This window comes from Deinococcus sp. AJ005, assembly GCF_009017495.1.
GTDB lineage: Bacteria > Deinococcota > Deinococci > Deinococcales > Deinococcaceae > Deinococcus.
In genome coordinates this window covers 3,354,573-3,380,712 of record NZ_CP044990.1, presented here as the reverse complement: position 1 = coordinate 3,380,712, position 26,140 = coordinate 3,354,573, and the positions used below count along the sequence as shown (strand labels likewise).

Sequence of the window (26,140 nt, the reverse complement as noted above, 5' to 3'; positions counted from 1 at the left end):
AGGCGCGCACCTCCCTTCCGTAATGCGTAGCGTGGGGCAGCATATCACCCATATCCCGGCCTCCCGGCCAGGTTGGGTGAGCCGATTAGCCGCCCAGCGACGCCAGAATCTCAGCCTCGCGCTCCGGTGTCAGGGTGTATTGAAGGTCCGCATCCCTGCTCCATTCCCGCGTATCGCGTGCCGTCACTGCCGGGTCTGTCAGGGTCAGGCCCGCCGCCATCGCCCGCGCGTTGTCCACGTCCATCATGCCGCCCTGCTCGCCGTCTGCGGAGAGATAGACGGGCAGTTCTTTAGAGCCTAAACCGTTCGCCTTCAGTGTCTCACTATCTACCCACACCGGACCCGTGACGCCCAGCACCCCCATAAATTCGGTCCAGCTTATTCTTGGCCCGGACATGTTGAAGGTGCCGTCAGTGCCGTCCTCCACCACCTTGACCGTGAAACGCGCCAGATCGCGGGCGTCGATGACCTGAAGGTAATCCTGGCCCTCGCCGGGAGTCAGCACCGCTCCGCCACCCGCAGCGCGGTCCACCCAGTACGGATAGCGCGCAGTGTGATCGAACGGCCCGGCCACGATCTGCGGGCGCAGCACCGTGCAGTGTTCGCCGTAGACCTCGTGGACGATGTTCTCGCAGGTCACCTTGAGGGGGCCGTAGGTCTTGCCCGAAACCTCGGTCACGTCCTCAGCGGCGGGCGGCGACAGCGGATCGTCCTCGCGCACTGGATGGCGCTCCGGTTCGGCGTAAACACTGACGGTGCTAACGAAGACATAACGCCCCACGTGGCCCTGCAAGGCTGAGGCGCTGGCGCGGACCTGCCGGGGCGTGTAGCCGCTGACATCCACGCAGGCGTACCACTCCCGGCCTTCCAATGCGCTCAGGCCCGCCGCGCCCTCGTCGCGGTCTCCATGCAGACGCTCGACAGCTTCAGGCAGTTCGTCCTTCGATTTGCCGCGCGTCAGGACCGTGACCTTGTGGCCCGAATCCAGAAACGCCTCTACGATGTGCCGCCCCACGAACTGCGTGCCGCCCAGAATCAGGATGTTCATAGCCCCACCATAGAGCGGGCAGAATAGGAGGTATGAAAGTTCGCTTTACCCGCCAGGGCGTCCGCGTCCGCATCGATGATCTGGAACTTGCTGCGCTGCAAGGGGGCGAGGCGTTGACGCTTGAGACATTGTGGGACGGCGGAGGCTGGACACTCAACCTTGATCCGCTTTCGGATGGGATTGAGGGTGTTGACGGTCATCTGAATGTCGGAATCAGGAGCCTGTTACCCGATCTGGCCGAACCTGCGCGCGAGGGCGTGACGTTGCCGGGACCGCCGCGTGTGGATGTGGAGAAGGATTTCGGGCCTCAGCACCTTTGAATCTGGCTCATGAATTCGGTTTAGCGTCGCGCCCACCTTCCGCCCACTTCCTCAGCCAGGCCCATCAGTTGAAGCATGACCAGCGCGGTCTGAAGCTCGGGCAGGGGCAGGCCCGTCGTGGCCTGGAGATCGTCCAGCGTGGCGGGGGCGGTCAGGGACTTCAGCACACGGGCCTGCTCGGGCGGCAGATCGGGAATAGGAGCGGCGGGGGCCTGCCCCCAGCCCAGTTCATCCAGCACGTCCTGCGCCGTTTCGGTCAGCACCGCGCCGTCGCGCAGCAGGGCATGGGGGCCAGCGGCGCGGGGATCGCCCGCCCGGCCAGGAACCGCAAAGACCGTGCGCCCGCATTCCAGTGCGTGCGTGGCGGTGATTAGGGAGCCAGATTTGCGCTCGCCCTCCACCACCAGTGTGCCCGCGCTCAGGGCTGCGATCAAACGGTTTCTCGTTGGAAAGTGATGCTGGGCCGGGCCAGTGTCCAGCGGGTACTCGCTGATCAGGGTCAGGTGTTCGGCCAGCCGCTCGTTCTCGCGCGGGTAGATCACGTTGACGGCGCAGCCCAGCACGCCGATGCTCTGGCCTCCGGCTTCCACCGCCGCGCCGTGGGCCGCCGTGTCGATGCCGCGTGCCAGTCCGCTGACGATCACCACGCCCGCCCGCGCCAGATCGCCGGAAATCCTGCGGGTCAGGCTGACGGCATAGGGACTGGCCGCCCGCGTGCCCACGATGCCCACGGCGCGCGGCACCACGCTCAGTTCGGGCAACTCTCCCAGCACCCACAGCACCGGGGGCGGATCGCCCAGGGCCTCCAGCGCCGCCGGATAGCCGTCCAGCCCCCGGCCCAGCAGGGTCACGCCCATGCGTGCGGCCTTTTCCACCTCGGCCTGTGCGCCCGCCGCTGCTTTGGGGTTGCCCATGCCAGCCACACTTTTAGAGTCCAGTCCCGGCACGTCACGCAGCTTCAGCAGGGGCGCATGCAGGGCCGCCCGCGCGCTGCCGAAATGCCGCCGCAAAGATTCGATCCTGCGCGGCCCCAGGTTGGGGGTCAGGCGCAGGATCAGCAGGGCCAGCAATTCGGAGGCGGCGTCAGGATTCTGGGCGGCAGTGGTCACGCGGTCAGCATAGCGGGGCGGCGGTCCCAGACACGCTGTCCCAGTCTATTTAGGCCTCGGGGTTGCGGTGAAAACGGCGGCGGAAGCGGGCGTGCAGGTTCTGCGTGTTCTCTGCCGTCTGGGCCGCCACCGCGCTGTGAATGATGCGGCCCCCGCGCGAGGTTGCCCCCACTACCAGACCAGCCGAGATCAGCACCAGATTCTTGATGATGTACTGCCCTTCCAGCGTGGGTACCCACGGCACGATCTTGAACGTTTCGGCGGGAAAGAACACCAGCGGCAGGAACGTACCCGCCATCTGCGCGAACAGCAGCAGCAGGGTCAGGCGCAGGAAACGCCCGGAAAGCAGCCCCAGTCCGATCAGACATTCCCAGGTGGCCAGCACGGGCAGGCTGACATTTGGCGGGACATGGCCAAAGGTCAGGACCGAGATAGTGTTGGTGGCGAGGTCCTGGGCCACGCTGATCCCTGGAAAGAATTTCTGCACGCCGAACCAGAAGAACACCACGCCCAGCGCCAGCCGCAGCAGCAGAATGCCGTGCTGCGCCCACCAGCCCACCATGCGGAGTTCCAGCGCATCAATCTTCCAGGCCAGGGTATCTCTGGCCACCGGAACAGTGGACGTGGCAGAGGAGGGGCGGCTGGGTAGGGCGGTCTTGAACTCGGTTTCGTTGCGGGTCATAAATTCTCCGTCGGCGTGGGATCACCTGACCAGAGATATGCGGAAGACCATCAACTGGATGATGGAGCTGCGGAAAATGGCTTGGCCAGCCGTCCATCTTCCCCCGCCCCGCCACTCATTTTTCCGGAAAGCTGCCGAACCTGGACTGTCCTGCTAGTCCTCATCTCCCAGCGCCGCGCCCGGAATGGCCAGCACGAACTGTGCGCCGCCGCCTGGGTGGTTGCCGCCGCTCAGGCGGCCACCGTGCATCACCGCGATCTGGCGCGAGACGCTCAGGCCCAGGCCGCTGCTGCCCGCGCCGCTGATGAACGGCTCGAAGATGCGCTCGCCCAGTTCGGGGGGCAGGCCGGGGCCGCTGTCGCGCACGGTGAAGGTCAGGTGGTCCACCGTTTCTTCCAGCGTCAGCTTCACGCTGCCGTCCGGTCCGGCGGCGCGGCGGGCGTTCGCCAGCAGGTTGCGGACGGCCTGCGTCAATCGGTCCGGGTCACACAGGATGCCGCCAGTCCAGTCACCCTCGTACAGCGTGCCGGGCACCAGCCGCTCCAGCCGTTCCTGCAAGGTGCGCGCCGGGATGTAATGCCACGCCAGCTTCAGCTCCAGTTGTCCGCGTGCCAGTTGCATCAGGTCCTGGGTGGTAAAGGTCAGTTCATCGGCCACCAGCGCGGCGCGGCGAACTTCCGGGTCGTCGATACGTTCCTCGGCGCGGCGCAGGCTGGCCTGCAACACGGTCAGCGGCGCGCCCAGCTCATGCACGATCTGCCCTAGCAGTTGCTTCTCGCGCGCCTGCCCAGCCTCGATGCGGACCAGCAGGCGGTTGATGGCACTCAGAAGGCGGTGGACCTCGTCCTCGCGGGCAGGCAGCGGCAGCGTGGCAAGGCTAAGGCCAGGGTCAATCTGGTCTGCCAGATTCGCCGCCCCCTGCAACCCCGACAGCGCCCGGCGGCCCACCCACCAGCCCACCAGCAGCAGGATCAGCGGCGTGAACACCAGCGCGATCAGCAGGGCACTCGCGGCGCTCTGGCGGGCGGCGATCAGGTCGTCCTCGGGCAGACCCACCCACAGGGTCCCAAAATCCCCTGCCTCGCGCTTGACCGCCCGAACAGAGGTCTCCCCGATGCTGACCTGCGACCGGTCACCATAGGGGTAGGGGGCATTCAAAAAATTCCGCAAGATGGGACTGGCCGCCTTGACCGTGCCGTCCTCGTCAATCAGCATGGTGTAGGCGTTGGCCCCACTCGCCGTCTTGCCCAGACCCGCGCCGGATGTAGAGAACGCCTCGGCCAGCGTGTCGGCGCGGTCATTCAGGCGGGCATTGAACTGCTGATCCATGCGCGAGAGCAGCAGCGACACCACGCCCAGACTGATCAGCAGGATCAGCGCTAGGGCCAGCAGGCTGTAGGTGGCCGCCAGCCGGAAACGCAGACTATGCCGCCACGCCACCCGCGCCGACGCCATCCCGGCCCCCGGCGTCAGCACCGCGCCCCGCCTGTGTGGTGCGGCGGGCGCAGCATTCGGGGCGGGGCGGGTTTCTGGCAACATCTGTTTTATGCTTGCAGCACGTAGCCGACGTTGCGAATGGTTCTGATCTTCAGATCGCTGTCCGACTGCTCCAGTTTCTTGCGAAGCTGCGAGATCCGCACTTCCACGCTGTTGCTGTTGGGCGTTTCCCAGCCGTATAGATGTGATTCGATGTCGGCGCGCGAGAACACGCGCTCCGGGGTCCGCATCATCAGTTCCAAGATGCGCGCCTCGTGTTCGGTCAGGTTGATGCTCTTGTCGTTGACCGTCAGCAACAGGCTGGAGGTGCTGAGGCTGGTGTTACCCAGATTCACCCCGGTTCCGGCAGCGGTGCGACGCAGCAGGGCGGTGATGCGGGCGTCCAGTTCGGGCATCGCAAAGGGCTTGGTCAGGTAGTCGTCGGCCCCGGCGTTCAGCCCGGCCACACGCTCCTGCACACCGCTGCGCGCAGACAGAACCAGCACGGGGGTGCTGCTGTATTGCCGCAGGGACTGCACGAGATCCAGACCGTCGCCGTCGGGCAGGTTCAGGTCCAGCAGGATCAGTTGAGCGCTGTGCATGCCCAGCCACGACTGCGCGTCCCGCAGGGTGGCGGAATGATGCACCTGATAGTCGCCCGACAGGTATTCCTTGAGTAGCGGCCCGAGATGTGGATCGTCTTCTACAACTAGAATCTGCGCCAGCATGAGGTCTCCTTGGGGTGGGGCGAGTCTATTTGCCGTCTTTGGCGGAACTGTCCTTAGCCGCGCCGCTTTTACCGGAACTGTCTTTGGCCGCCGTGTCTGTGGTCTTGAGGCCCGGCAGGCTCAGGGAAAGTCCAGCAGGCTGCGCGCTGAGGGTCAGCTTGAAGGGAGTCAGGAATTTGCTGAGGGTAAGCGAGGTATTGGTGGGGCTGGCCCCAGACGCCCCCGGCATCTGCAAGGTCAATAGCCCCTTGCTGAGGCTGCCGTTGTAACTGCTCTTGAGGCCGGGGAAGGTGACGCGCGACTTTTCCTCGTCGGTCTGGGCGAACAGCACCACCACCGGGCCGTCGTAGTCGCCCACGAACTGCATGACCAGCTTGCTGCCGCTGCTCTCGCCGTCGCCCACCTTCGTTTGCAATTCCCTATCCCAGACCTGCACCTTCAGCGCCCCAGCCGCAGGGGCCAGGGCCGTCAGGCACAGCAGGGGAAGGAGGATGCGGGTCATCATGGCAGTTTGGGAAGTCTCCTGAATGGGGGCGAAATCGAGAAGGATGGTGGCAGGGGCCTGCCCCGGATATCTCACCTTAATCTTTGAAGCTGATGCGCCCTTGACGAATCCGGGGCGCACCTTTATCTCAGCTTGGGGTTCGGCAGTATTAAGGAGTTTACATCGCTTCCAGCATCAGGCGGTCCGGGTTTTCCAGCAGGCGGATCACTTCTCGGCAAAAGCGGGCCGCTTCCGCGCCGTCCACCAGACGGTGATCGAAGGACAGACTCAGGTACATCATGTGCGCCACGACGATGTTGTCGTTCTCGTCCACGATGGGCCGTTTGACGATGCTGTGGATGCCCAGAATCGCGGCGTCCGGCACGTTGATGATCGGGAACGAGAACAGCGCGCCTATCGAGCCGATGTTCGTGATGGAAAAGGTGCTGCCCGCCAGCTCGTCTGCCGCCAGCTTGCCATTCTGCGCGCGGCCCGCCAGATCGACGACCTCACGCGCCAGCTCGAAGATGCTCTTCTGGTTCACGTCCTTCAGCACCGGCACGGTCAGCCCCGCGTCGGTGGCGACGGCCATGCCCATGTTGTAATAGCGCTTCTGCACGATCTCGCTGCTGGCCTCGTCGAAAGAGGTGTTCAGGCTGGGGTATTTCTTGAGGGCCGCCGTGACCGCCTTGAAGATGAACGGCAGGTACGACAGCTTGACGCCTGCTGCTGCCGCCTCGCCCTTGACCCGGCTGCGGAACTCCACCAGCTTGGTCAGGTTGACCTCGTCCACGGTCAGGGTGCGGACGGTGTAGAGGTGGCTGGCCTGCATCTGGTTGCTGATGGCCCGGCGCATCCCCCGCAGTGGTACGCGGTCTTCCAGATGCTCGTAGCCTTTGGGCGTGCGGTACTGGACAGGCGCGACGGGCATTCCGCCCACACCTTTGGCGGCGGGTTGAGGCTGGCTGGTCGGAGCCACTGCGGCCTGTGCCTGCGGTTGTGCTGGCGTCTGCGGCTGAGGCGTATCCACCTGCTCTGCCCCACCCCGCCCATGCTCTGCCACGTCCTGTACGCGGATGCGTCCGTTGGGGCCGCTGCCCCGCACCTGCGTCAGATCAAGGTTCATCTCGCGGGCCAGTTGGCGGGCGGCAGGAACGGCCAGCACCCGGCCATCGGGGCGGGCGGCAGGCGCAGGCTCACGGTTCAGCGTGCCCGTTCCGGCGGTGGAACTACCCGGCGCACCGCTGCCGCTGCGGCTGCCCAGGCCCTGAACTTTCACCTGCTCGTCAGAGGCAAACGCCTTGAACAGGCTGCTGGAATCGTCGTCGGCCCCGCCCTTCATGTGGCCCGCCTCCACGATGCTGCCGCCCTGATCGTCCTCTTCCTGCGCGATCTGCTCGCGTTCCTCCAGCGCCTGTGGGGGCAACTGGGCATCGGCGGTCGTGGGATTCTCGCCGCTGTCCTGAATGGCCTGCGTGGGGCTGGGTGTGGCTGCTGACTCTCCCCCCTCGTCGATCAGGGCGATGACGGCGTGAACGGCCACCACCTCGCCCTCCTGCGCCATGCGCCTGTGCAGGATGCCCGCCGCCGGGCTGGGCAGTTCCACGGTTACCTTGTCGGTCATGACCTCGCACAGCGGCTGTTCCAGCGCGATGGTGTCGCCTTCCTCCACCAACCACTTGAGGATTTCGCCTTCGACAACGCTTTCGGCCAGTTCGGGGAGCAGAATTTCTTTCACGGATTACCTCGGTTGTGGGATGTGGGTTGTGGGAAAAGAGGGGGCGGGGCGTGGTGTTTTGGCCTTCTGCCCCTGACCTAGCCGAGCAACAATGCCCGCAGCAGTCCATAAGCGATCAGCACGCCGCCCAGTACCTGAATCCAGCGTTCGCCCCTGCCGTAGATCACGGCGCTGACGCCCAGCAGGGCAAACATCGCGCCAATGCTCAGGCGCTGCCATGGCTGGGGAAGATCACCCGCCACCGCGTATACGCCGAAGCCGATCATCAGGCCGATGGTGCCCAGCAGCGGACGCAGCAGGTCAGGGTTGAGCTTGAGCTTCATGGACGCAGCTTAACGCGGGCGCTTTGTATGAGCGGCAGGCAGCAGTTAATAATTCAGCGCCTGCACGCAGGCCGCCGTGATGCGGTTGGGGCCGGGCAGATAGATCTTGTCCTGCACGTAGGGGTATGGGATATCGAAGCCTGCCACCTGTCCAACGGGGGCCAGCAAAGAGTCGAAGGCTTCGGCCTGAATGCTATACGCCACCTCGCCCATGAAGTTGCTGATGCGCGGGGCCTCGCTGACGAGGACGGCGCGGCCCGTCTTCTGCACGCTGCTGAGGACCAGTTCCTTGTCCCAGGGCACCAGGCTGCGCAGGTCAATAACCTCGACACTGACGCCCTCGGCCCCCAGCGCGTCGGCGGCGCGTTCCAGATCGGGCATGACGCCGCCGTAACCAATCAGGCTCAGGTCCGTGCCCTCGCGGCGGATGGCGGCCTCGCCAATTTTTACGGTGTAGTCATGGCCCGGCACTTCACCTTTGGAAGCGCGGTACAGCCGCTTGGGTTCAAAGAAGATCACTGGATCTTCACCTCGAATCGCGGCTTTCAACAGTCCCTTGGCGTCGTAGGGCGTGCTGGGCATCACCACTTTCAGGCCCGGCGTGTGGGTGTAGTAACTCTCGGGACTCTGGCTGTGGTGGTGGCCGCCCTTGACGCCGCCGCCCGACGGCGTGCGGATGACCATCGGCGCAGTGTACTGGCCGCCGCTGCGGTAGCGCAGCTTGGCCGCCTGACTGATGATCTGGTCAAAGCCCGGCCCCATGTAATCGGCGAACTGAATCTCGGCCACGGGCCGTAAGCCGCGCACGGCCATGCCCACCGCCGCGCCCACGATGGCGGCCTCGCTGAGTGGGGTGTCAAACACACGCTCTTTGCCAAAAGTGGCCTGCAAACCTGCCGTTGCCATGAACACGCCGCCGCGTGCGCCCACGTCCTGCCCGAACAGCACCACCCGGCTGTCACGCTCCATTTCCTCGTGCAGTGCCTCGGTGACGGCGGTGATCAGGTTGATGGTGCGGGATTCAGCGGGAGCGGCCTCGACTTTCCTTTCCTGGGTAGCGGTCATTTGCTACCCCCTTCCTGTTCGGCCCGCAGCATGGCGGCCTCTTCACGCAGATGGCCGGGCATGTCTGCATAGACGTCCTCGAACATGATCCGCCAGTCGGGCTGCCCAGTGGCCTCGGCGCGGATGACCTGCTCATCCACCTCGCGGTGAACGGCGGAAATCATGTTGGCGCGTTCCTCGGACCCGATGGGATGGCCCAGGTGTTCCAGCAGTTTCTCGACGCGCACCACCGGGTCACGGCCCAGCCACTCCTGCACCTCCTCGCGGGTGCGGTAGTGCTTCTCGGCGTCGGCATCGGCGTTGCTGTGGGAGCCGACGCGGTAGGTCAGGCATTCCACCAGCGCGGGGCCGTTTCCGGCGCGCACCCACTCGGCGGCGTGCGTGCAGACTTCCATGACGGCCACCAGATCGTTGCCGTCCACATAGAAACCGGGCATCCCATACGCCTTGGCCTTGATATGGATGTTCTCGCTGGCGGTCTGACCGCGCAGGTTGGTGCTGATGGCCCACTGGTTGTTCTCGCAGACGAACAGGCACGGCGCGGCCATCGCCCCGGCCATGTTCATTCCGGCGTGCCAGTCGCCCTCGCTGGTGGCTCCATCGCCAAAGGTGCAGATAGTGATCTCGTCGGTGCCCAGATACTTCTGCGCCATCGCCGTGCCCGTGGCGGGCGGCACCTGATTGGCAATGGAACTGCTGATGGACACGAAGTTCTGCTTGCGGGCGGCGAAGTGGTGCGGCATCTGGCGGCCCCGGCTGGGATCGGAGTTGCTGCCCAGCACCTGACTGATCAGCTCGAACATCGGCACGCCCAGCGCCAGCGCCAGCGTGTGATCGCGGTAATACGGCCAGACCCAGTCGTGGCCGGGCCGGACCGAATGCGCCAGGCCCACCTGTGTGGCCTCCATGCCGCTGGACTGCGCGTAGAAGGTGGTGCGCCCCTGCCGCAGCAGCGTGATCAGCTTGCGGTCAAACTCGCGGGCGCGCAGCATCACGCTGTGCAGCTCGCGCAGGCGTTCGGGGGTGTAGGCGGTGGGGAGGGGCCGAACGGGCAGACCGTCCTCACCGATGTAGCGGATGGGTTCTTTGGTGAAGGGTTGAATCCCGGTAACGGGCAAGGGTTCAACCAGAGGTGATGTGGTCATCTGGGGCGGGCCTCCTGAGCGGGCGGCAGAGGCTGGAACGTTCTCTGCCATCGGCGGAATCTGTCTAACTGATGTCTAAACTAACGGGCGTTAGGCATTCTAGCCGCTGCGGGTGAGGAAGGCAGGGGGAGGGGCCGTCCAGTGGGCCTGGACGACAGGTGGGTTCAGAATTGATGGAGAGAGACTGAATCCCGTTCAGTGCGCGAAAAACACCAGATCGCCGGGGACGTATTCGGGCACAGCTCTCCCCTCCCCTGCTGGCCCCAGGGTCTCTAAAATCCGCCGCGCCTCTGTCAGATAGAAGGCGAAGGGTACTTCTCCCGCACCTGTCTGTGGGCGCTGATCGCCGAACAGGTCCATTGGGGCCTCGTCCTGCGCATGGGTCCAGGCCCCGGTCATCCAGTCGAAGTCGTACAGCGGCAAAAAGCGCGCCCCGTGTTCGGCCACGAATTCGATGGCACTCAAGATGAATTCCACTTCCCCATCACTGGCCCACGGCGCGAGGTTCAGGCGGGTCCAGCCGGGCTTGAGGCCGTCGATGTTGGACAGCGCGCACTGCATATAACGCTCACTGCGCTCGTCGTCGATGTTCAGCAGCACATGGCCGTAGGGTCCGGCGCAGGCACAGCCGCCGCGCGCCTGAATGCCGAACAGGTCGTTGAGCAGGCGGACCACCAGCCGGGGATGCAGATAGCTGCCGTCCGGCGTTTTGACCAGGAAAGACAGGAAGGCGAGGCGAGCGGCCTGGGGGTTGCCCAGAATCTGAATCTGCTCATTGGTTCCCAGACGCGCCAGCGCACGGGCGAACAGCTCGTGTTCTCGCGCTGTCAACTCGTCCACCCCCAGTTCCTCCTTGACCTTGAAAGCCAGCGCGGTACGAACCTTGCCCAGAATGGCAGGCGTGCCTGCGTCCTCGCGCGCCTCGATATCCTCGATATAGACCTGTTTGGTGCGGCTGACATAGCGCACAGTGCCGCCGCCCGCCGTGCTGGGCACGTTCAGATGGTACAGATGGTCCTGAAAACACAGCAACCCCGGCGTTCCCGGCCCCCCCACAAACTTATGCGGGCTGAGGAACACGGCGTCGTAGCCGTCCGGTTTGCCCGGCTTCATATCGATCTTGACGTAAGGGCCGCTGGCCGCAAAGTCGAAGAAGGCGTAAGCCCCGTGCTGGTGCAGGATGCGCGCCACCGTGCGGGTGTCGGTCAGCAGGCCGGTCACATTGCTGGCCGCGCTGAACGAGCCGATCTTGGGGCGGCGGGCGTACTGCGGGGACTTGAGCGCCTGAACCAGCGCGTCCAGATCCAGATTGCCCTTCTCGCACAGAGGCAGCTCCACCACCTCGGCCAGCGTTTCGCGCCAACTGACCTCGTTGCTGTGGTGTTCGTAGGGGCCGACGAAGACCACCGGGCGCTCGTTTTCGGGGATAGAGGCCAGCACCGTGGCGCGGTGATCGCCGCACACGGTCAGTCCCAGAATGTCCTGAATACGCCGCACCGCCGCTGTGCTGCCCGAACCGCAGAAGACCAGTTTGCAGGTTTTGTCGCCGCCCAGTTGGCCCCGGATGTAGTCGGCGGCTTGATGCGATAGGTGGGTGCTGTGCGCTCCGGTGGCGCTGTCCTCAGTGTGAGTGTTGGCGTACAGCGGCAGCGCCAGCGTGCTGATCCGCTCCTCCACGCTCCTGAGCGCCCGCCCGGAGGCCACGTAATCCGCGTAGGTCACCCGCCGCTCCCCGAAAGGCGTGTTGATCACGGCGTCAGTTCCGATCAGGTCGGCCCGGAGAGTGGCAAAGTCCATGCCGGATTGTAAGAGTTTCTCAGTTTGAAGACCAGATGAAGGCGAACAGTCCAGACGTTCATCTGAGCCATTCCAACACTCACGTCCCGCAATACGGATCACCGTTCCTGTCTACCACCCCGGATACACTCGCACGGTGAATGGCTGGAATGTGATCGTGATCGGTGGGGGCCACGCTGGCCTGGAGGCGGCGTGGGCGGCGGCCAAATTCTCGCGGGTGGGGCTGCTGGTGGGCAATCCGGCGACCGTGGGGCGGATGCCCTGCAACCCAGCGGTGGGCGGCCCTGGCAAGAGCCAACTGGTCTTCGAGGTTCAGGCCCTGGGCGGTCTGATGGGCCGTCTGGCCGACGACACCGCGATCCATACCCGTGTGTTAAATGCCAGCAAGGGGCCAGCCGTGCAGTCCCTGCGCGTGCAGAACGAGCGCGATGCCTATGCCGAACGCGCCCAGGACGTGATTCTCGGTCATCCCGAAATTGACGTGATCCGTGGTGAGGCTGCTGATCTGGAACCCGATGGACACGGTGGCTGGCTGGTCATCACCACCGATGGCCGCCGTCTCCCCTGTCGCAGTGTGGTGATTGCGGCGGGCACGTTTATGCGGGCCATCACGTGGTATGGGCGGCAGTCTCGTGCTGAGGGGCGGCAGGGTGAGCCTCCCTCTCGTTTTCTGTCGGCCCCACTGGAGCGGGTGGGCCATGTCCTCAAACGGTTCAAGACGGGTACCCCTCCCCGTGTCCGGGCCGATTCGGTCAACTTTTCCGCCCTACTGGAGATTCCCGCCGATCCCCAGCCGCGTGGATTCACTGGCACCCCCGGCCCCCGCGCTCAGGAATCGCCCACCTGGCAGACCCACACCACTCCCCAGACCCATCAGCTTATTCACGAGAACCTGCACGAGTCCCCCATGTTTTCCGGTGATATCGAGGGCAAAGGCCCTCGATACTGCCCCAGCATCGAGGACAAGGTGGTGCGTTTTGCCCACCATGACCGTCACCTGTTGTTTGTGGAGCCGGATGGGATTCAGACCAGCGAGGTCTATTTGCAGGGCTTCAGTTCCTCGCTGCCGCCGTATTTGCAGGATCAACTGGTACGGACCCTTCCCGGTTTCGAGAATGCGGTGGTGCAGCGCTACGCCTACGCCGTCGAATACGACGTGGTGGATTCCACCGAGCTGACCCTGAATATGGAATCGCGCCTGCTGCCCGGCGTGTTCACCGCTGGCCAGATCAACGGCACCAGCGGCTACGAGGAAGCGGCGGCGCAGGGTCTGGTGGCCGGGACCGCAGCCGCACGGCGGGCGCTAGCCCTGAAGACGGAATCCATTGGGCGTGAAACAGGCTATATCGGTGTGCTGCTCGATGATCTGGTGTTCAAGGGCAGCGACGAGCCGTACCGTATGATGACCAGTCGCGTGGAACACCGTCTGTTGGTCCGTCAGGACAATGCCGATGAACGTATGACGCTGCTTGGGCATGATCTGGGTCTGGTGTCGGACACTGAGCTGACACGAGTGGAGGCAAAGTATGGGCGCGTTGCCGGGGGTGTTGCGGCGCTTTCCGTGCAGAGAAGCAATGGACAGACGGGTGACGCGTGGCTCCGCCGCCCCGAATTCCATCTGGCGGATGTCGAGGCACTGGGCATCTCACTGCCGCCAGAGCTGGACGCTTCCGAACGTGAAGCGGTGGAGATCCGCGTGAAATATGCGGGTTACATCCAACGCGCCCGGCTTCAGCTCGATTCAGATGCCCGCGCCAGGGATACCAAGCTGGAGGGCCTGGATTACGCCGCCGTCCTGTCGCTGTCCAACGAGGCCCGCGAGAAGCTGGGACGTACCCGTCCCGGCACCATTGAGCAGGCCGCTCGCATCTCCGGCGTGCGACATGCCGATATTGGAGCGCTGCTAGTACATCTGAAAAAGCAGGGTGTTTCACGGGAAACTTGACGGTGAAACAAGATGCGAAGAAGAATGGGCGGACTCCGGTTCGCCTTTTCCCTGTCGCCCTCTTGACGCGCGCAATGTTTCACGGGAAACTTGACGGTGAAACAAACGGGGGAGGCACGGTTGAATACATTTGAAGAGGGGCTGCTGCTGGGCATTCTGATCGGCGAGGGCCATTTTGGTGGAGACGGCAAGCAGCCACAGATCACGCTGCGAATGCACACACGGCATCAGAAGCTGTTCGAGACGATGGTGCGCCTGTGCCCGGGGTCCAAGCTGTACGGCCCCTACGAACACGGCGGACGCAGTTATTACCAGTGGATGGCGCGGGGGCAGGTCCTGCGGGAAACGCTGCTGCCCCTGCTGGACCGTTTGCCGCTGGAAAGCATTGATGGGCATGTCTTTGAGCGTTACAGCGATATGAAAGTGAGGTACGGCTTATGAACCGCGAGGGACTGGATTTATTGCAGCAGGGCGTAGGCGAACTGGGGCTGAATATCGAATCGCAGCTTCCCGCCTTCGAGCGCCTGTTCGAGCTGCTTCAGGAAGGCAACACCCGTCTTAACTTGACGGCACTCAAGACAGAAGAGGACATCGTTCTCAAGCATTTCGTGGATTCGCTGACCTGCCTGCGGGGAAACTACTTAGAGGGAGCGCTCAGTGTTCTCGATCTGGGAACGGGGGCGGGATTCCCCACCTTTCCTCTGGCACTGGTTAGGCCAGATCTGCATTTCACACCTGTCGATTCCACCCGCAAGAAGATCGATTTTGTGCGGGAGACTGCCGCGCAGCTTGGGCTGGATCAGGTGACGCCGCTGGTGGGCCGGGCCGAGGCGCTGGGCCGGGACCCAGACCACCGGGAGCAGTACGACCGCGTGGTGGTGCGTGCCGTGGCCTCGCTGCCGGTGCTGGCTGAACTGGCCCTGCCCCTGCTGCGTGAGGGAGGGCTGTTGGTGGCGCAGAAGGGGGACATCACCGCCGAGGAACTGAACGCCGGACGGCGCGCGGCAGGCGAGGTGGGCGGCAAGGTTCAGGTGGTGGACCCGTTTGAATTGCCCATTCTAGGCGACGCACGGACCCTGATCATTATCGAGAAAATCAAGCCCACGTCCTCCAAGTATCCCCGGCGCGAGGGCCTTCCCACCGCGCAACCGCTGTTCTGGAACGCAGCGCCAAAGCAGGCACGCTAAAGTGGACCCCAAAGGTGAGGTTGACTTGATGGAAGACGGGCGAAACAGAGGGCTGCATGGCGTGAAACCGCGAAGTGGCGTGCCGCAGTGAAGGTGTTGGGATTGGTGAATCAGAAGGGTGGGGTGGGAAAAACCACCACCGCGATCAATCTGGCGGCTTACCTGGCAGCAGGCGGGCGAAAGGTGCTGCTGCTAGACATGGACCCCCAGGGCAACGCCACCAGTGGGCTGGGCCTGCGAGGCGCGGAAGTGGGACTGTACGAGGCGCTGGAAGACCCGGCCCGCGCCGCCGAATGCATCCGCCCCACTGATCAGCCGGGTCTGGACATTCTGCCCGCCACCCCTGATCTGGCCGGGGCAGGCGTGGAACTGGCCGACGATCCCGATGCCCTGAGCCGCCTGCTGGCCACCCTGAGCGACTATGACCTGATCCTGGTCGACGCGCCGCCCTCGCTGGGGCCGCTGACGGTGAATGTGCTGGCCGCCGCCGACGCCCTGCTGATTCCCTTGCAGGCCGAGTATTACGCGCTGGAAGGTCTGGCAGGGCTGATGGAAACGGTGGAGCGCGTGCAGGGCGGCCTCAATCCCCGCCTGAAGGTGCTGGGCGTGGTCCTGACCATGTTCGACGGGCGCACCAATCTGGCCCAGGAGGTCGAGACGATGGTGCGCCAGCACTTCGGGGATCTGGTGTTCTGGTCCGTGATTCCGCGCAACGTGCGTCTGTCGGAAGCGCCCAGCTTTTCCAAGCCGATCAACGCGTTTGCGCCCCTGTCCAGCGGCGCGGCGGCCTACAAACGGCTGGCCGAGGAGGTGATGTCGCGTGTCGAAAAAATCTAGTCTGGGACGCGGACTGGACGCCCTGCTGGCCCGTCCGGTGGCCGAGGCGGCGGGCACGGTCAGCTCCGGGGGCGTGCAGACGCTGGACATCAGCCGCATCGTGCAGGCGGCCTACCAGCCTCGTCAGGTCTTTGATCCGGGTTCGCTGGCTGAACTGGCACAGAGCATCCGCGAGCAGGGTGTGTTGCAGCCGCTGCTGGTGCGCCCGCGCGGCGAATCCTTCGAGATCGTGGCCGGGGAGCGGCGCTGGCGGGCCAGCCAACTGGCCGGGTTGAGCGAGTTGCCAGTCATTATTCGTGATCTGGGAGACCGTGAGGCGCTGGAAATCGCCATCGTCGAGAACCTGCAACGCGAAGATCTGGGACCGCTGGAAGAGGCGCGGGCCTATCAGGCGCTGCTTGACCACGGGCTGAATCAGGAGCGGGTGGCGCAGGCGGTGGGCAAGGGCCGCAGCACGGTGTCCAATGCCCTGCGGCTACTGACCCTGGGGGACGGCGCTCTGCGGGCGCTGGACGGCGGCCAGATCAGCGCCGGACACGCCCGTGCGATCCTGGCCCAGCCGGATGCAGACCGTGCCTGGGCGCTGGAGCAGATCACCTCGCGCGGTCTGAATGTCCGTGAGGCCGAGGCGTTGCGCCGTGAGAGCCGTTCCACCACGCCGATCAAGGTCAATCCGCCGCGCACTTATCGCCAGTTGGAACTGGACCTCAGCCGCCGCACCGGCACCCGCGTCCGCATTACCGGGGAGGACAAGGGCAAGGTGGAACTGAACTATTCCTCCCGCGAGGAACTGAATCGGGTGCTGGGCCTGCTGGGATTTGAAGCCGAGGAATAGACGTTGAAAAAAGGGGAGAGGGAGAGGCGTGAAAACCTCTCCCTCTCGTTTCATTGCTGCTCAGCGGCCTGTGCCGACCAGAAAAATGTTCGGCCAGGGGCGGTAGCTGCTCTTCAAGATGTCCTGCTTGATGGTCTTGCCGTCCTTCACCAATTTGCGCGTGACCTCAATCACTGCGCCGGGGGCCGCCCAGTCGATCTGCTTGCGCTGCCCGGCAGGGATCGTCGCGTCGGGGACCAGGCGGTCAGCGGGCGAGGGCGTGGAGCTGAGTGTCTTCGGTTTGCCGATCTCCACCGTGAAGTCGCGCACCTTGCCGAACACGCTGATGTCCAGGCTGGCGGCCTCGTCGTCCCACTCGGTCTGGAACCACAGCGCGCCGCCGGTATCGTTGGCGAACTTGAGGTCCAAGCTGGGCTGGTAGATGGTGGCGTCCAGCCCCTGCGGATCGTAGTAATGCACCTGATAGGAGTGGTTCTGGCGCTGGGCGATGGGTAGCCCGGCCCCGTACAGGGTGCGGAACAGCGTGGTGCTGACCTGACAGATGCCGCCGCCGACGCCGCTGGCGGTGCGGTCTCCGGCGATGACCAGCCCGGTCACGTAGCCGTTGCGGGAGGTTACGGGGCCGACGAACTGGTTGAACGAGAAGGTCTTACCTTCGAACAGCCGGTCGCTGAAGTTCTTCGCGCCCACATGGATATTGGTCACGCGGTCATTGCTGCTGCCGTAATAGTTGGTCTCGCCGGTTCCCAGGTGGGCGGTGATTCCTCTGGAGACGAAGTAGTCCAGGGTGCGCGTCGGTGGGGTCTGCCCCGCCACCACCACGCTGGCCTTGACGCCCCTCGGGTCTTTAATAGCCGCCAGTACATTGGCGCGGGTGGCCTCCAGGTCGATCTTGAGAGCATTGCGCTGCACCACGGTCCAACCATCCCACAGTTCCTCAAAACGGGCGTCCTGTGGCTTGACGGATAGGCCGTTCACAAAGGTCTTGAGATCAGCGTCCAGGCTGGCCGAAACGCCGCCTTTCTGGCGGATCAGGGCCATACGCGGGCCGGGAATGGTCAGCGTGCGGGTCAGCGGCACGGTGGTTTTCTTGCCGTCCACCAGCGCTGGAATAGTGGTTTCCACGTTGATCAGCAGCGGCGCTCGAAAGGCGGGAGCCTTGACGGGCACTGGCTCGGGCGTGGGGGTGGGTTCCGGTGCCGGCGGCTCTGGAACGGGTTCAGGAGCAGGTGCTGGCTCTGGAACAGGCGTAGGTTCTGGCGTGGGCGCAGGCTCCGGTATTGGGGCAGGCAACGGCTCGGGTGACGTGGGCTGGGCGGGCAGCGGCAGCGCCGGGATGGGCGGCATCTGGGCGACACCCTGACCCAGCGCCGCCGTCAAAAGTACGGCACCCAGGCCCAGGGACAGGCGAAATTTTGACCTCATGCCATCAGTATTCCACGCCCCTGTTGACCGTCCGTGAGGGCTTCAGTGCGTCTGTAATTCCCCGTGTCTGGCCAGTTGCCGCTCGATCTCAGCCACCGCCAGATTCGCGTGGTGGCGTCCGTTCTCGATGAACACCTGATTGGTTTTGCCCGCAAAGCCCGCACTGCCCACCACGAACAGGCCCGGCGTGCTGCTTTCGTAATGCTCGTCCAGCACCAGACAGGCGTCCGGCTGCTGCGCCAGATTCAGGCCCTCTAAAAAGGATAGGTCTGGGCGGTAGCCGGTCAGGGCGAAGGTGAAATGGGTGGGCAGCTCGAACGCCGTGCCGTCCTCTCCCTCCACCCTTACGGTGTCCTGGCCGATGTCCACCACGCACGAATTGAACTCTGCGGCGATGCTGCCCTCCTTGATCCGGTTTTCCAGGTCCGGGCGCACCCAGTATTTAATGGTGCTTTTCAGCTCGGGGGCGCGGACCACCATCGTCACCTTCGCACCGCCACGCCACAGATCCAGCGCGGCGTCTGCCGCCGAGTTGCCCGCGCCGATCACGGTCACGTTCAGGCCCATGAAGGGGTGCGCCTCGGTGTAATAGTGGCTGACGTTGTCGCTGTCCTCGCCGGGAATGCCCAGATGCAGGGGATTGTCGTAATAGCCTGTCGCCACCACCACGCGCCGCGCCTCCACGGTGTCCGGCGTGCCGTCGCGGCGCTCGATTTCCAGCGTGAACCCCGCCGGGGCCGCGTGAACTGCCGCCACGGTGGTGTACTGCTCCACGTTCAGCGCCTCGCGCTGGGTCACCAGACGGTAGTACATCAGCGCGTCGCGCCGGTCCGGCTTATCGTGGCCGGTCACCATCGGGTGGTTGCCGATTTCCAGTTCGGGGGCCGTGGTAAAGAACGACATGTAGGTGGGGTACTCGAAAATGGCGTTGACCACGCAGCCCTTTTCCAGCACCACGTAGCTGAGGCCCGCGCGTTTGCAGGCGATGGCGGCGGCCAGCCCCACCGGGCCAGCACCGACGATGGCGACATCGAACAGATCAGAGGGGGGAGCGAGATTCATTCCTGCATTGTGTCAGCCGGACACGAACGACACCGTGAGATTTATAGACGGTTGGGCTGGTAGGGGAGGGGAGAGGCGAAACGATCAACCCGGTCACGGGCCGATCACGCCTTCCCGTTTATTCTTCAGATCAGCGCCCAGCGTTCCTCTCCGGCTGGCCGCCCCAGGAGCCGTCCATGACCATGAAATCCGCATCTGCCCAGCATAGAAACTCCGTCCTCGGCGCCCTGATTGTGCTGGGCTTCGGGGCATCTGCCAGCGCCCAGAGCGTGCAGAGTTCCCTGCCGATTGTCGTGAACGGCAAAGCGCACGCGACGAAAGCCGTCACGATCGGCGGCCAGACCTACGTGCCCCTCAGTGTCCTCAAGGAACTGGGCATCGCCTCAGCGGTGAGTGGCGGCACTCTGAGCGTTGGGATCACGGGCGGGGCCACCCAGACCCGCGCACTGGAGGGCTGCCTGAAACAGGAGCTGTTCAACGGCAACTGGCGCGTGACCGTTCAGAGCGTCGCATTCACCCCCGCCAGAACCGGCTTCAACACCGGTTGGACGGTGGATGTGAAATACGCTAATGCCAGCGCCCAGCCCAATAAGCTGTTCATCAACAGCTTGCAGTCCAGTGGCGGTGATCCGGTCATCCTGGTCCTGAAAGACGGAAGCCAGCTCACGCGCAACGGCTCAAGCTCAGGCGGCACCGAACAATTTGCCCCGGCCTCGGCGCGGACCCTGAGCTATTTCTTCAGCCGCCCCAACTTGCAGCAGGACAACCCTCCGGTCAAGATGCTGCTGCTGTTCCGCGAGAAGCCTGCCGTGGGGCAGTACACCGTGGCAGACCCCAACATGCGCTTTGACCTGACCTGCAAGAAATAGCTCTGGGCGGACTTGGCCCTACTTCTTGCTCAGCTCCCGCCACAGCGTCCCGGTAAAGCCAAAGGAACGCATGGGGTTATAGGTGGCTGCCGACGCGCCCTGAAGGTTGCTGCGAACGGGGCGGATGTTGGTTTCGGCGGGCAGCACGATAAATGGACTCTGCTGGTAGGCGCGGTCCGCCACTTGCTTGTACAGCCCCGCGCGAACGGCGGGGTCCACCGTGGCCCGTGCCTGAACGAGCCAGCGGTCCACGTCCGCGTCTTTCCAGTTGTTGGTGGGGTAGAAGAAGCCTTCAGAGCTGTAGAAGGTATACACGAAGTTGTCGGGATCGGCGTAGTCCGCTCCCCAGCCCATCGGCAGCATGATTTCCAGACCCTCCTGCATCTTCTTGGACTGCTCGGCCCACGGTTCCTCGATGATGTTGATGCGGAATTTGGGGTTCAGGGCCTCTACATTGCGCTTGAGCAACTCCAGCGCCACCTGTCCGGCGATGTGCCCGGTGCGGTAATTGGCGTTGATGGTAAAGCCATTCTTCCAGACCTCGCCGCCCTGGGCCTTCTTGAACAGGGCCTGGGCCTGCGCCGGATCATAGCTGTAAGTCTTGGTCCCCTTGGAATAGCCGGGAAAAGTGTCGGGCAGCAGCATGGTGCGCTTGACCGCCTTGCCGCGCTGCACGTCGCGCATGTATTCGTCGTAATCGAAGGCGTAGGCGAAGGCCCGGCGCACGTCAGTATCGGCGAAGAAGTTGGCGGGAATGCCCTTGCCGTCCAGTTTGCCGCTGCCCAGCGCGGCGCCGCCCTTGATGTTGTTGTTCATGAACAGGGCCTGCGCTCCGGCACTGGGCAGATTGTCCAGCACGGTCACGCCGGGCTTGCCCTTCAGTTGCGCTTCCACGTTGGTGCGTGTTCCGGCCTCGATCAGATCCGCGTCGCCGCGCAGGAACGCCTGCTGGCGCACGGCCAGTTCGCCCACCTTCTGCATGATCACATTGGAAATGGCCGGTTTGCCGCCCCAGTAGCTGGGAAAGGCGGTCAGCAGGATGTTGTCGGCGTCGCGGCGCAGCAACTGGTAGGCCCCGGTGCCGCTGGGCTGGGCGCTCAGCTTGCTGCCCGATACGTCCTTGCCCACCCACGCCTGCCAGGTGGCCTCCGTGCCATTCCACTCGCCCAGTTTGGCCGCCCATTTGCTGTCCAGCACGCCCATTCCAGCAAACGCCATCTTCGCCATGAAGGCCGGGTCCGGCTTGGGCAGCTTAAAGACCAGTTGGCTCTGTGCGTTGCAGCTCACGGCCCCGGCAATGCGTGCCCAGGTGACACTCTTGTCAGTCTTGGCGTTGTCTCGCGTGCCTAGCAGCGAGTCGCTGATAAACCAGTTGGCCGATTCGGCGCTGTTGGTGACCAGATCGCGGCGGTAGGTGTACTGGGCGTCCGCGCAGGTCATCGGGTTGCCGCTGTGGAATTTGACCCCTTTTCGCAGGCTGACTGTCAGGGTCCTGCCGCCGTCCGTGTAGGTGGGGAGCGCCGAGGCCAGCAGCGGCGTCATCTGGGTCAGGCTGGCCCCCTTGTAGGTCCACAGCGTCTCGTACACGTTTTCCAGCACCTGAAGGCTGAAGGTGTCGTAGGCGGCGGTGGGGTCCAGCGTGGTGACGGTGGCAGCCTGCTGGATGACCAGCGTGTCCTTGGGGGCGGCGGCCAGGGCGGCGGAACCCAGCAGGGCAAGGGTCAGGGGCAGAATGTGGAATGACGTCATGGCGAACCTCCGGGGATAGGGGAAAAGGAGAAGGGGCTATATTCCAATTTGTAGCGCCTCTTACTATGCCTGCCCTAATGAGAGAGGGCAAGCTGCCGCCCCCTCTTATCCTGGACAGCCCAGTCCATTTCAGTACCGCCTGAAAACCAGTTTTGCTCAAGGACGTGCCCCATGAAACGAAGTGCCTCTGTTCTGATCGCCCCTGCCATGACCGCCCTCGCCACCGCCAGTTTTGCTCTGGCCGCCAGCTACAGCAGCGTCAACGTCACACTCAAGCAGGAACTGGGAGACCTGACGCTGAGCGGCAACAGCGGCGCGTCGCCGGTCATGGGCGTCCGTAACCCCACCACCAAGAACGGCGTGGCCTATGTGTCGGCCTCGCATTCGCTGGGCAACTGGGCCATCGGGCTGAGTCCAAAATTGCCGATCAACCTGACGGTTCAGGCCACCCAGGGCGAGAGCAGTCTGGACCTGCGGTCACTCAAACTTCTGGGTTTGCAAGTGACCCAGAAACTCGGCAGCCTGCAATTGAAGCTGCCTGCTGCCAATCTGAAGGCGACATTGCAGCAAGCGCAGGGCGACACCACCATCACCCTGCCGCCGAACACCGGAATCAGTCTGGAGGTCAAGAAATTTACCCAGGGAGCGTTGGTCATCAACGGCAAGACGGTGGCCGACGGGCTGGCGTTTGACGGCACATATCAAAGTGCCAATTTCGCGACAGCCAAATACAAGGTTGATCTGGCTGTGACGATGGAACAGGGGAACCTCACCGTCAAGTGAACCTCTGATCCGCCCGCTCAATTGAAAACCCCCGCCCGTAAGTTGGGTGGGGGTTTTCAATGCTGGTTAAACTCAGGGCAGGCGGTAGTTCAGGCCGATGCGGGCGTTGCTGCCGAATTTAGTGCTGGTGGTGTTCGAGCCGCTGCCGACGCGGACGTTCAGCCCGGCGTTGCCCTCGACGAACACGCTGAGTGGGGCCGTGATGTTGTACCGCAGGCCCAGGGTGCCGTGGGGGTAGACGCTCAGGCCCACGTTGCTGCCCAGACCCGCGCCCGCACCCAGCCCGACGCCGTAGTACGGGGTGAAGCCGCCGAGCGAGCCGATACCGGCGAAGTCGGCCAGATAATCCACGGTGGCGTTGACGGCCAGCGCATTGAAGTTAAAGTTCACGGCGTCCAGGTTCAGGCCGTAGCGGATGGCCGAGGTGGTGGAAAGATCGGACTGGTAATGCACGCTCAGGCCGGAGCCAACGGAACCGCCGACATAGTTTGCAGCGGAGGCGGTAGATGCGGCGGCAAGGGCCAGGAGGGTCAGGGCGGCTTTCTTCATAAACCCACCATAACGGGGTCGCTCTGCTTGTAAAAGGTGAGGACCTTTACAGAAACGAACAGTGGCCTTTAGGGCTTACTTATTCTTTGGGGTCTGTCTTGCTTTTCTAGAGGGCCGCCGTGACCGCCGAGAGCCGCTCCAGCGCCCGCGTGATCTCGTCCCGTGATTTGCAGAAGGCGACGCGCAGCAGGCCCTGAGGCGCGGGGTGCTGCCAGTAGAACGCCTCGCCGGGAATAACCGCGACGCCGCGTTCCACCAGCGTCTCGGCGCTCCATTCGGGATGCAGCGCCGTGAGGAAATAGGTACCGCGCGGCATGAACACGTTGGCCCCCAGACCGCGCAGGCCGTCTGCCAGCAAGGTCTGCCGGGCGCTGTATTCGGCGCGCAGGCCCTCATAAAAGCCCTCGGCACGGGCCAGGGGCAGTGCGGAGGCCACCGCCGCCTGGAGGGGCGTGGGCGAGCAGAACGATCCCTGCTGGCGCACCCCGGCGATGTTCGCGGCCACGCCTGCCCCAGCTTCCCCAGGCGGACACGCGATCCAGCCCACGCGCCAGCCGGTGGCCTCTAACCGTTTGCCCGCGCTGCCCACAGTAAAGGTGCGTTCGGGGGCCAGTTCCCGCATGGAGATGGGCTTCTCGCCAAAGTACAGTTCGTCGTAGACCTCGTCGCTGATGATCCACAAATCGTGGGTGCGGGCCAGCGCCACAATCTCAGTCAGTTCCTCGCGGGAGAAAATCGTTCCAGTCGGGTTATATGGGCTGTTCAGCAGCAGCGCCCGTGTGCGCGGCGTGACGGCGGCTTTCAGCGCCTCCAGATTCAGGGACCAGCCTCCTGTACTGGAAAGCTGCATGGGCACCGTGACGGGCACGGCCCCGGCCAGCAGCGTCTGGGGAACGTACACGTCGAAGACCGGCTCCAGCATCAGCACCTCATCGCCGGGGCCATACAGCGACAGGGTCAGCACGTTCAGGGCCTCGGTTGCGCCGCTGGTGACGATCACGTCCGCGCCGTCCACGCCCAGGTCCATGCCGATGGCATCGCGCAGGGCGGGCAGTCCGGCAGGGGGGCTGTACTGGTCCAGCGTGCCCACCGCCCGCCGCGCTGCGTCCAGCAGAAAGGCGGGCGGAGAATCGGCGGGAAAGCCCTGGCCCAGATTGACGGCCCCGTACTGCGCGGCCAGGCGGCTCATGCGGGCAAACACACTCTCCCGCGAGGCGCGGGCGCGGGGCAACAGTTCGGGCATGGTTTAGTGTGCGCCTGTGAGGCCGCGGGCAGGGGTGGGTGGGTCAGACAGGGTCGGGTGGAAACAGTCTTGCCAACTCTGTCAGAGGGCCGCCCAACGCTTCCATCTATCTGTCAAAGCTGATGCGAACTTAAGAGGAGTGGCGTCCTCTCTGCGAGCTGTAGCGGTCATGGCGTCTCTTCACGACGAGAGCGAGAACAGGAAACCCTCGGCTGACGGTAACGGAAACGTCTGCCCCCTCTTCTCCAGCAGGGCCTAAAATCGGAGCAGTTCAGTTCTTACAGCCCAGCCGCCCCGACTGTGCGAGGATGCGCCCCGTGAGCAGCGCCGTATCCCCCGATTCAACCCCTCTTCCGGCTGTGCCGCCCACCCTGAGCCTGGGGCTGGTGCTGGTGGTGCTGATCGTGGCCTTCGAGTCGATGGCCGTCAGCACGGTGCTGCCCAGGGTGGCCGAGCAATTGAACGGGCTGGCCCTGTATGGCTGGGCCTCCAGCGCTTTTCTGCTGTCCAGCCTGTTCGGCGCGGTGTTGGGCGGCGTGCTGGCGGACCGACGCGGCCTGGCCTACGGGGCAGTGCTGGCGCTGATTCTGTTCGCTTTCGGCCTGCTGGTGGGGGCGGCGTCTCCCACCATGCTGATTTTCGTGCTGGCCCGGTTGATTCAGGGTCTGGGGGCAGGCGGGCTGGCCGCGTTGCCGTGGGCCGTGATTTCCACCCGTTATCCCCCGCAGGCCCGTGCGAAGATGCTGGCCGCCATTTCCAGCGCGTGGCTCCTTCCGGCTTTGATTGGCCCGCTGATCGCCAGCGTGATGGCCGATACGTGGTCTTGGCGCGTGGTCTTCTGGGGACTGGTGCCGCTTTTGGCGGTCAGCGCCCCGATGTGCGTGCTGCCCTTGCGGGTGCGGGTGCGGCAGCCGCAAAAGGGTGAGGCCGCGCTGGGCAGCCGCCGCGTGTTGTGGGCCGCGCTGGCGCTGGCCGTCTCGGCAGGGGCGTTGGTGGAGGGCTTGCGCCGCGCCGACATCCTGGGTCTGCTGCTGGGCGCAGCCGGACTGGTCGGTGTGGGCCTCAGCACCCGTGTGCTGTTTCCGGCGGGCCTGTGGCGCTTTAAAAGTGGCCTGCCCAGTGCCCTGATGGTCCGGGGGCTGGCGGCGTTTGCCATCATGGGCACCAGTTCCTTTTTGCCACTGGCCCTCAATGAGTTGCGCGGCCTGACCCTGACCGGGGCAGGCATCGTGCTGTCGCTGGGCGGCGTGACCTGGACCCTGGGTTCGTGGATTCAGGCGCGGATAGAGGACGCACGCGGCGAGGCGTCGCGGCCAGCGCGGATACGGGCGGGCCTGAGCGGCGTGGTCGTCGGCGTGGCCCTGACCGCCCTGAGCGTGCTGGGCGTGGTGCCGCTGTGGGTCATCTACCCCAGTTGGGTGCTGGCATGCCTGGGCATGGGCATCGGCTACACCAGCGTTTCTCTGTTCGCCATGTCCAACGTTCGCCCGGAAGGCGCGGGGCAACTGTCCGGGCAACTGGCCAACATTGAATCGTTGATGGTGGCGCTGGCGGCGGGCATCGGCGGCGCATTGATCGCCCGCGTGCGCCCGCTGGATGGGGCCTTCACGCTGGCCTTTGCAGTCACGCTGCTGGGGGCTGTGGTGGCCGTACTGGTGGCCGGTCGGTTGTGGGCTGGGCAACAGGTGAAAGGAGAGGAAGAAAAAGAGGCGAACCTCGTTTGAGGCCCACCTGCTTCTTG

25 protein-coding genes are annotated in these 26,140 nt (G+C 64.5%); 9 read left to right on the top strand and 16 right to left on the bottom strand.

Annotation, left to right across the window (positions count from 1 at the left end; translation table 11 throughout):
- Window positions 1-85: 85 nt before the first annotated feature.
- On the bottom strand, window positions 86-1,048 hold the full coding sequence (locus tag DAAJ005_RS18220; RefSeq protein WP_151848339.1) for an NAD-dependent epimerase/dehydratase family protein: 963 nt from the start codon (window positions 1,046-1,048) through the stop codon (window positions 86-88).
- 32 nt (window positions 1,049-1,080) lie between these two features.
- On the opposite strand from DAAJ005_RS18220, the gene DAAJ005_RS18215 reads away from it, so the two are divergent.
- A complete protein-coding gene (locus DAAJ005_RS18215) occupies window positions 1,081-1,368 on the top strand; it encodes a hypothetical protein (RefSeq protein ID WP_151848338.1) in 288 nt (95 codons plus the stop codon).
- Between the two features lie 20 nt (window positions 1,369-1,388).
- Here DAAJ005_RS18215 and dprA read toward each other — a convergent pair whose 3' ends face one another.
- The 10 genes from dprA to DAAJ005_RS18165 all read right to left on the bottom strand — a co-directional run bounded on the left by dprA (window position 1,389) and on the right by DAAJ005_RS18165 (window position 11,915).
- Complete coding sequence (gene dprA / locus DAAJ005_RS18210) at window positions 1,389-2,477, bottom strand: DNA-processing protein DprA (RefSeq protein WP_151848337.1); 1,089 nt, start codon at window positions 2,475-2,477, stop codon at window positions 1,389-1,391.
- A 49-nt stretch (window positions 2,478-2,526) separates the two neighbouring features.
- Window positions 2,527-3,159, bottom strand: a complete 633-nt coding sequence (locus DAAJ005_RS18205; RefSeq protein WP_151848336.1) for a DoxX family protein — start codon at window positions 3,157-3,159, stop codon at window positions 2,527-2,529.
- Between the two features lie 153 nt (window positions 3,160-3,312).
- Window positions 3,313-4,698, bottom strand: coding sequence for a HAMP domain-containing sensor histidine kinase (locus DAAJ005_RS18200; RefSeq protein WP_151848335.1), 1,386 nt, complete (start codon window positions 4,696-4,698; stop codon window positions 3,313-3,315).
- 5 nt (window positions 4,699-4,703) lie between these two features.
- Window positions 4,704-5,363: a response regulator transcription factor gene (locus DAAJ005_RS18195; RefSeq protein ID WP_029481209.1), complete on the bottom strand. Its 660-nt coding sequence runs from the start codon at window positions 5,361-5,363 to the stop codon at window positions 4,704-4,706.
- Window positions 5,364-5,388: 25 nt separating this feature from the next.
- The gene (locus DAAJ005_RS18190) at window positions 5,389-5,865 is read right to left on the bottom strand and encodes a hypothetical protein (protein WP_192930826.1); all 477 of its coding nucleotides are present in this window, start codon (window positions 5,863-5,865) and stop codon (window positions 5,389-5,391) included.
- A 160-nt stretch (window positions 5,866-6,025) separates the two neighbouring features.
- A complete protein-coding gene (locus DAAJ005_RS18185) occupies window positions 6,026-7,585 on the bottom strand; it encodes a dihydrolipoamide acetyltransferase family protein (protein ID WP_151848334.1) in 1,560 nt (519 codons plus the stop codon).
- 77 nt (window positions 7,586-7,662) lie between these two features.
- The gene (locus tag DAAJ005_RS18180; protein WP_151848333.1) at window positions 7,663-7,908 is read right to left on the bottom strand and encodes a hypothetical protein; all 246 of its coding nucleotides are present in this window, start codon (window positions 7,906-7,908) and stop codon (window positions 7,663-7,665) included.
- A gap of 45 nt (window positions 7,909-7,953) precedes the next feature.
- Window positions 7,954-8,973: an alpha-ketoacid dehydrogenase subunit beta gene (locus DAAJ005_RS18175; RefSeq protein ID WP_151848332.1), complete on the bottom strand. Its 1,020-nt coding sequence runs from the start codon at window positions 8,971-8,973 to the stop codon at window positions 7,954-7,956.
- Window positions 8,970-10,118 carry a thiamine pyrophosphate-dependent dehydrogenase E1 component subunit alpha gene (locus DAAJ005_RS18170; protein ID WP_151848331.1) on the bottom strand — a complete coding sequence of 383 codons (1,149 nt, stop codon included), beginning with the start codon at window positions 10,116-10,118 and terminating at the stop codon, window positions 8,970-8,972. Before DAAJ005_RS18170 ends, DAAJ005_RS18175 begins: the two co-directional genes overlap by 4 nt.
- Before the next feature lie 195 nt (window positions 10,119-10,313).
- Window positions 10,314-11,915, bottom strand: coding sequence for an aminotransferase class V-fold PLP-dependent enzyme (locus DAAJ005_RS18165; RefSeq protein WP_151848330.1), 1,602 nt, complete (start codon window positions 11,913-11,915; stop codon window positions 10,314-10,316).
- 136 nt (window positions 11,916-12,051) lie between these two features.
- Between DAAJ005_RS18165 and mnmG the strand changes: the two genes are divergently transcribed.
- The 5 genes from mnmG to parB all read left to right on the top strand — a co-directional run bounded on the left by mnmG (window position 12,052) and on the right by parB (window position 16,719).
- Complete coding sequence (gene mnmG, locus DAAJ005_RS18160) at window positions 12,052-13,860, top strand: tRNA uridine-5-carboxymethylaminomethyl(34) synthesis enzyme MnmG (RefSeq protein ID WP_151848329.1); 1,809 nt, start codon at window positions 12,052-12,054, stop codon at window positions 13,858-13,860.
- Between the two features lie 120 nt (window positions 13,861-13,980).
- Window positions 13,981-14,301 (top strand): hypothetical protein, encoded by a 321-nt coding sequence (locus DAAJ005_RS18155; protein WP_029481219.1) that lies wholly within the window; start codon window positions 13,981-13,983, stop codon window positions 14,299-14,301.
- A complete protein-coding gene (gene rsmG, locus DAAJ005_RS18150) occupies window positions 14,298-15,047 on the top strand; it encodes a 16S rRNA (guanine(527)-N(7))-methyltransferase RsmG (RefSeq protein ID WP_151848328.1) in 750 nt (249 codons plus the stop codon). Before DAAJ005_RS18155 ends, rsmG begins: the two co-directional genes overlap by 4 nt.
- Window positions 15,048-15,134: 87 nt before the next feature.
- Complete coding sequence (locus tag DAAJ005_RS18145; RefSeq protein ID WP_151848327.1) at window positions 15,135-15,884, top strand: ParA family protein; 750 nt, start codon at window positions 15,135-15,137, stop codon at window positions 15,882-15,884.
- Window positions 15,868-16,719, top strand: coding sequence for a ParB/RepB/Spo0J family partition protein ParB (parB, locus tag DAAJ005_RS18140; protein WP_151848326.1), 852 nt, complete (start codon window positions 15,868-15,870; stop codon window positions 16,717-16,719). The genes DAAJ005_RS18145 and parB overlap by 17 nt, the downstream gene beginning before the upstream one ends.
- A 60-nt stretch (window positions 16,720-16,779) precedes the next feature.
- On the opposite strand, the gene DAAJ005_RS18135 is transcribed toward parB, so the two are convergent.
- The gene (locus tag DAAJ005_RS18135) at window positions 16,780-18,144 is read right to left on the bottom strand and encodes a VanW family protein (protein WP_151848325.1); all 1,365 of its coding nucleotides are present in this window, start codon (window positions 18,142-18,144) and stop codon (window positions 16,780-16,782) included.
- Between the two features lie 42 nt (window positions 18,145-18,186).
- Window positions 18,187-19,206 carry a YpdA family putative bacillithiol disulfide reductase gene (locus DAAJ005_RS18130; RefSeq protein ID WP_151848324.1) on the bottom strand — a complete coding sequence of 340 codons (1,020 nt, stop codon included), beginning with the start codon at window positions 19,204-19,206 and terminating at the stop codon, window positions 18,187-18,189.
- 176 nt (window positions 19,207-19,382) lie between these two features.
- Between DAAJ005_RS18130 and DAAJ005_RS18125 the strand changes: the two genes are divergently transcribed.
- On the top strand, window positions 19,383-20,075 hold the full coding sequence (locus DAAJ005_RS18125) for a hypothetical protein (protein ID WP_151848323.1): 693 nt from the start codon (window positions 19,383-19,385) through the stop codon (window positions 20,073-20,075).
- An 18-nt stretch (window positions 20,076-20,093) separates the two neighbouring features.
- Here DAAJ005_RS18125 and DAAJ005_RS18120 read toward each other — a convergent pair whose 3' ends face one another.
- Window positions 20,094-21,824 (bottom strand): ABC transporter substrate-binding protein, encoded by a 1,731-nt coding sequence (locus DAAJ005_RS18120; protein WP_151848322.1) that lies wholly within the window; start codon window positions 21,822-21,824, stop codon window positions 20,094-20,096.
- A 171-nt stretch (window positions 21,825-21,995) separates the two neighbouring features.
- Between DAAJ005_RS18120 and DAAJ005_RS18115 the strand changes: the two genes are divergently transcribed.
- Window positions 21,996-22,607 (top strand): hypothetical protein, encoded by a 612-nt coding sequence (locus tag DAAJ005_RS18115; RefSeq protein ID WP_151848321.1) that lies wholly within the window; start codon window positions 21,996-21,998, stop codon window positions 22,605-22,607.
- A 72-nt stretch (window positions 22,608-22,679) separates the two neighbouring features.
- Here the strand turns inward: DAAJ005_RS18115 and DAAJ005_RS18110 are convergent, their stop codons facing one another.
- Together DAAJ005_RS18110 and DAAJ005_RS18105 are read right to left on the bottom strand one after the other, a co-directional pair.
- The gene (locus tag DAAJ005_RS18110; protein ID WP_151848320.1) at window positions 22,680-23,156 is read right to left on the bottom strand and encodes a hypothetical protein; all 477 of its coding nucleotides are present in this window, start codon (window positions 23,154-23,156) and stop codon (window positions 22,680-22,682) included.
- Between the two features lie 106 nt (window positions 23,157-23,262).
- Window positions 23,263-24,399 carry a pyridoxal phosphate-dependent aminotransferase gene (locus DAAJ005_RS18105; protein ID WP_151848319.1) on the bottom strand — a complete coding sequence of 379 codons (1,137 nt, stop codon included), beginning with the start codon at window positions 24,397-24,399 and terminating at the stop codon, window positions 23,263-23,265.
- A gap of 317 nt (window positions 24,400-24,716) precedes the next feature.
- Between DAAJ005_RS18105 and DAAJ005_RS18100 the strand changes: the two genes are divergently transcribed.
- Entirely contained in the window at window positions 24,717-26,123 is a 1,407-nt protein-coding gene (locus tag DAAJ005_RS18100) for an MFS transporter (protein WP_226342524.1), read from the top strand.
- Window positions 26,124-26,140: the final 17 nt, after the last annotated feature.

What these genes read in the sequence shown, in the direction of transcription:
- DAAJ005_RS18220 (WP_151848339.1), bottom strand. Translation starts at nt 1,048, where the DNA reads ATGAACATCCTGATTCTGGGCGGCACGCAGTTCGTGGGGCGGCACATC.
- DAAJ005_RS18215 (WP_151848338.1), top strand. Translation starts at nt 1,081, where the DNA reads ATGAAAGTTCGCTTTACCCGCCAGGGCGTCCGCGTCCGCATCGATGAT.
- DAAJ005_RS18205 (WP_151848336.1), bottom strand. Translation starts at nt 3,159, where the DNA reads ATGACCCGCAACGAAACCGAGTTCAAGACCGCCCTACCCAGCCGCCCC.
- DAAJ005_RS18200 (WP_151848335.1), bottom strand. Translation starts at nt 4,698, where the DNA reads ATGTTGCCAGAAACCCGCCCCGCCCCGAATGCTGCGCCCGCCGCACCA.
- DAAJ005_RS18195 (WP_029481209.1), bottom strand. Translation starts at nt 5,363, where the DNA reads ATGCTGGCGCAGATTCTAGTTGTAGAAGACGATCCACATCTCGGGCCG.
- DAAJ005_RS18190 (WP_192930826.1), bottom strand. Translation starts at nt 5,865, where the DNA reads ATGACCCGCATCCTCCTTCCCCTGCTGTGCCTGACGGCCCTGGCCCCT.
- DAAJ005_RS18180 (WP_151848333.1), bottom strand. Translation starts at nt 7,908, where the DNA reads ATGAAGCTCAAGCTCAACCCTGACCTGCTGCGTCCGCTGCTGGGCACC.
- DAAJ005_RS18175 (WP_151848332.1), bottom strand. Translation starts at nt 8,973, where the DNA reads ATGACCGCTACCCAGGAAAGGAAAGTCGAGGCCGCTCCCGCTGAATCC.
- DAAJ005_RS18170 (WP_151848331.1), bottom strand. Translation starts at nt 10,118, where the DNA reads ATGACCACATCACCTCTGGTTGAACCCTTGCCCGTTACCGGGATTCAA.
- DAAJ005_RS18165 (WP_151848330.1), bottom strand. Translation starts at nt 11,915, where the DNA reads ATGGACTTTGCCACTCTCCGGGCCGACCTGATCGGAACTGACGCCGTG.
- rsmG (WP_151848328.1), top strand. Translation starts at nt 14,298, where the DNA reads ATGAACCGCGAGGGACTGGATTTATTGCAGCAGGGCGTAGGCGAACTG.
- DAAJ005_RS18135 (WP_151848325.1), bottom strand. Translation starts at nt 18,144, where the DNA reads ATGAGGTCAAAATTTCGCCTGTCCCTGGGCCTGGGTGCCGTACTTTTG.
- DAAJ005_RS18130 (WP_151848324.1), bottom strand. Translation starts at nt 19,206, where the DNA reads ATGAATCTCGCTCCCCCCTCTGATCTGTTCGATGTCGCCATCGTCGGT.
- DAAJ005_RS18125 (WP_151848323.1), top strand. Translation starts at nt 19,383, where the DNA reads ATGACCATGAAATCCGCATCTGCCCAGCATAGAAACTCCGTCCTCGGC.
- DAAJ005_RS18120 (WP_151848322.1), bottom strand. Translation starts at nt 21,824, where the DNA reads ATGACGTCATTCCACATTCTGCCCCTGACCCTTGCCCTGCTGGGTTCC.
- DAAJ005_RS18115 (WP_151848321.1), top strand. Translation starts at nt 21,996, where the DNA reads ATGAAACGAAGTGCCTCTGTTCTGATCGCCCCTGCCATGACCGCCCTC.
- DAAJ005_RS18110 (WP_151848320.1), bottom strand. Translation starts at nt 23,156, where the DNA reads ATGAAGAAAGCCGCCCTGACCCTCCTGGCCCTTGCCGCCGCATCTACC.
- DAAJ005_RS18105 (WP_151848319.1), bottom strand. Translation starts at nt 24,399, where the DNA reads ATGCCCGAACTGTTGCCCCGCGCCCGCGCCTCGCGGGAGAGTGTGTTT.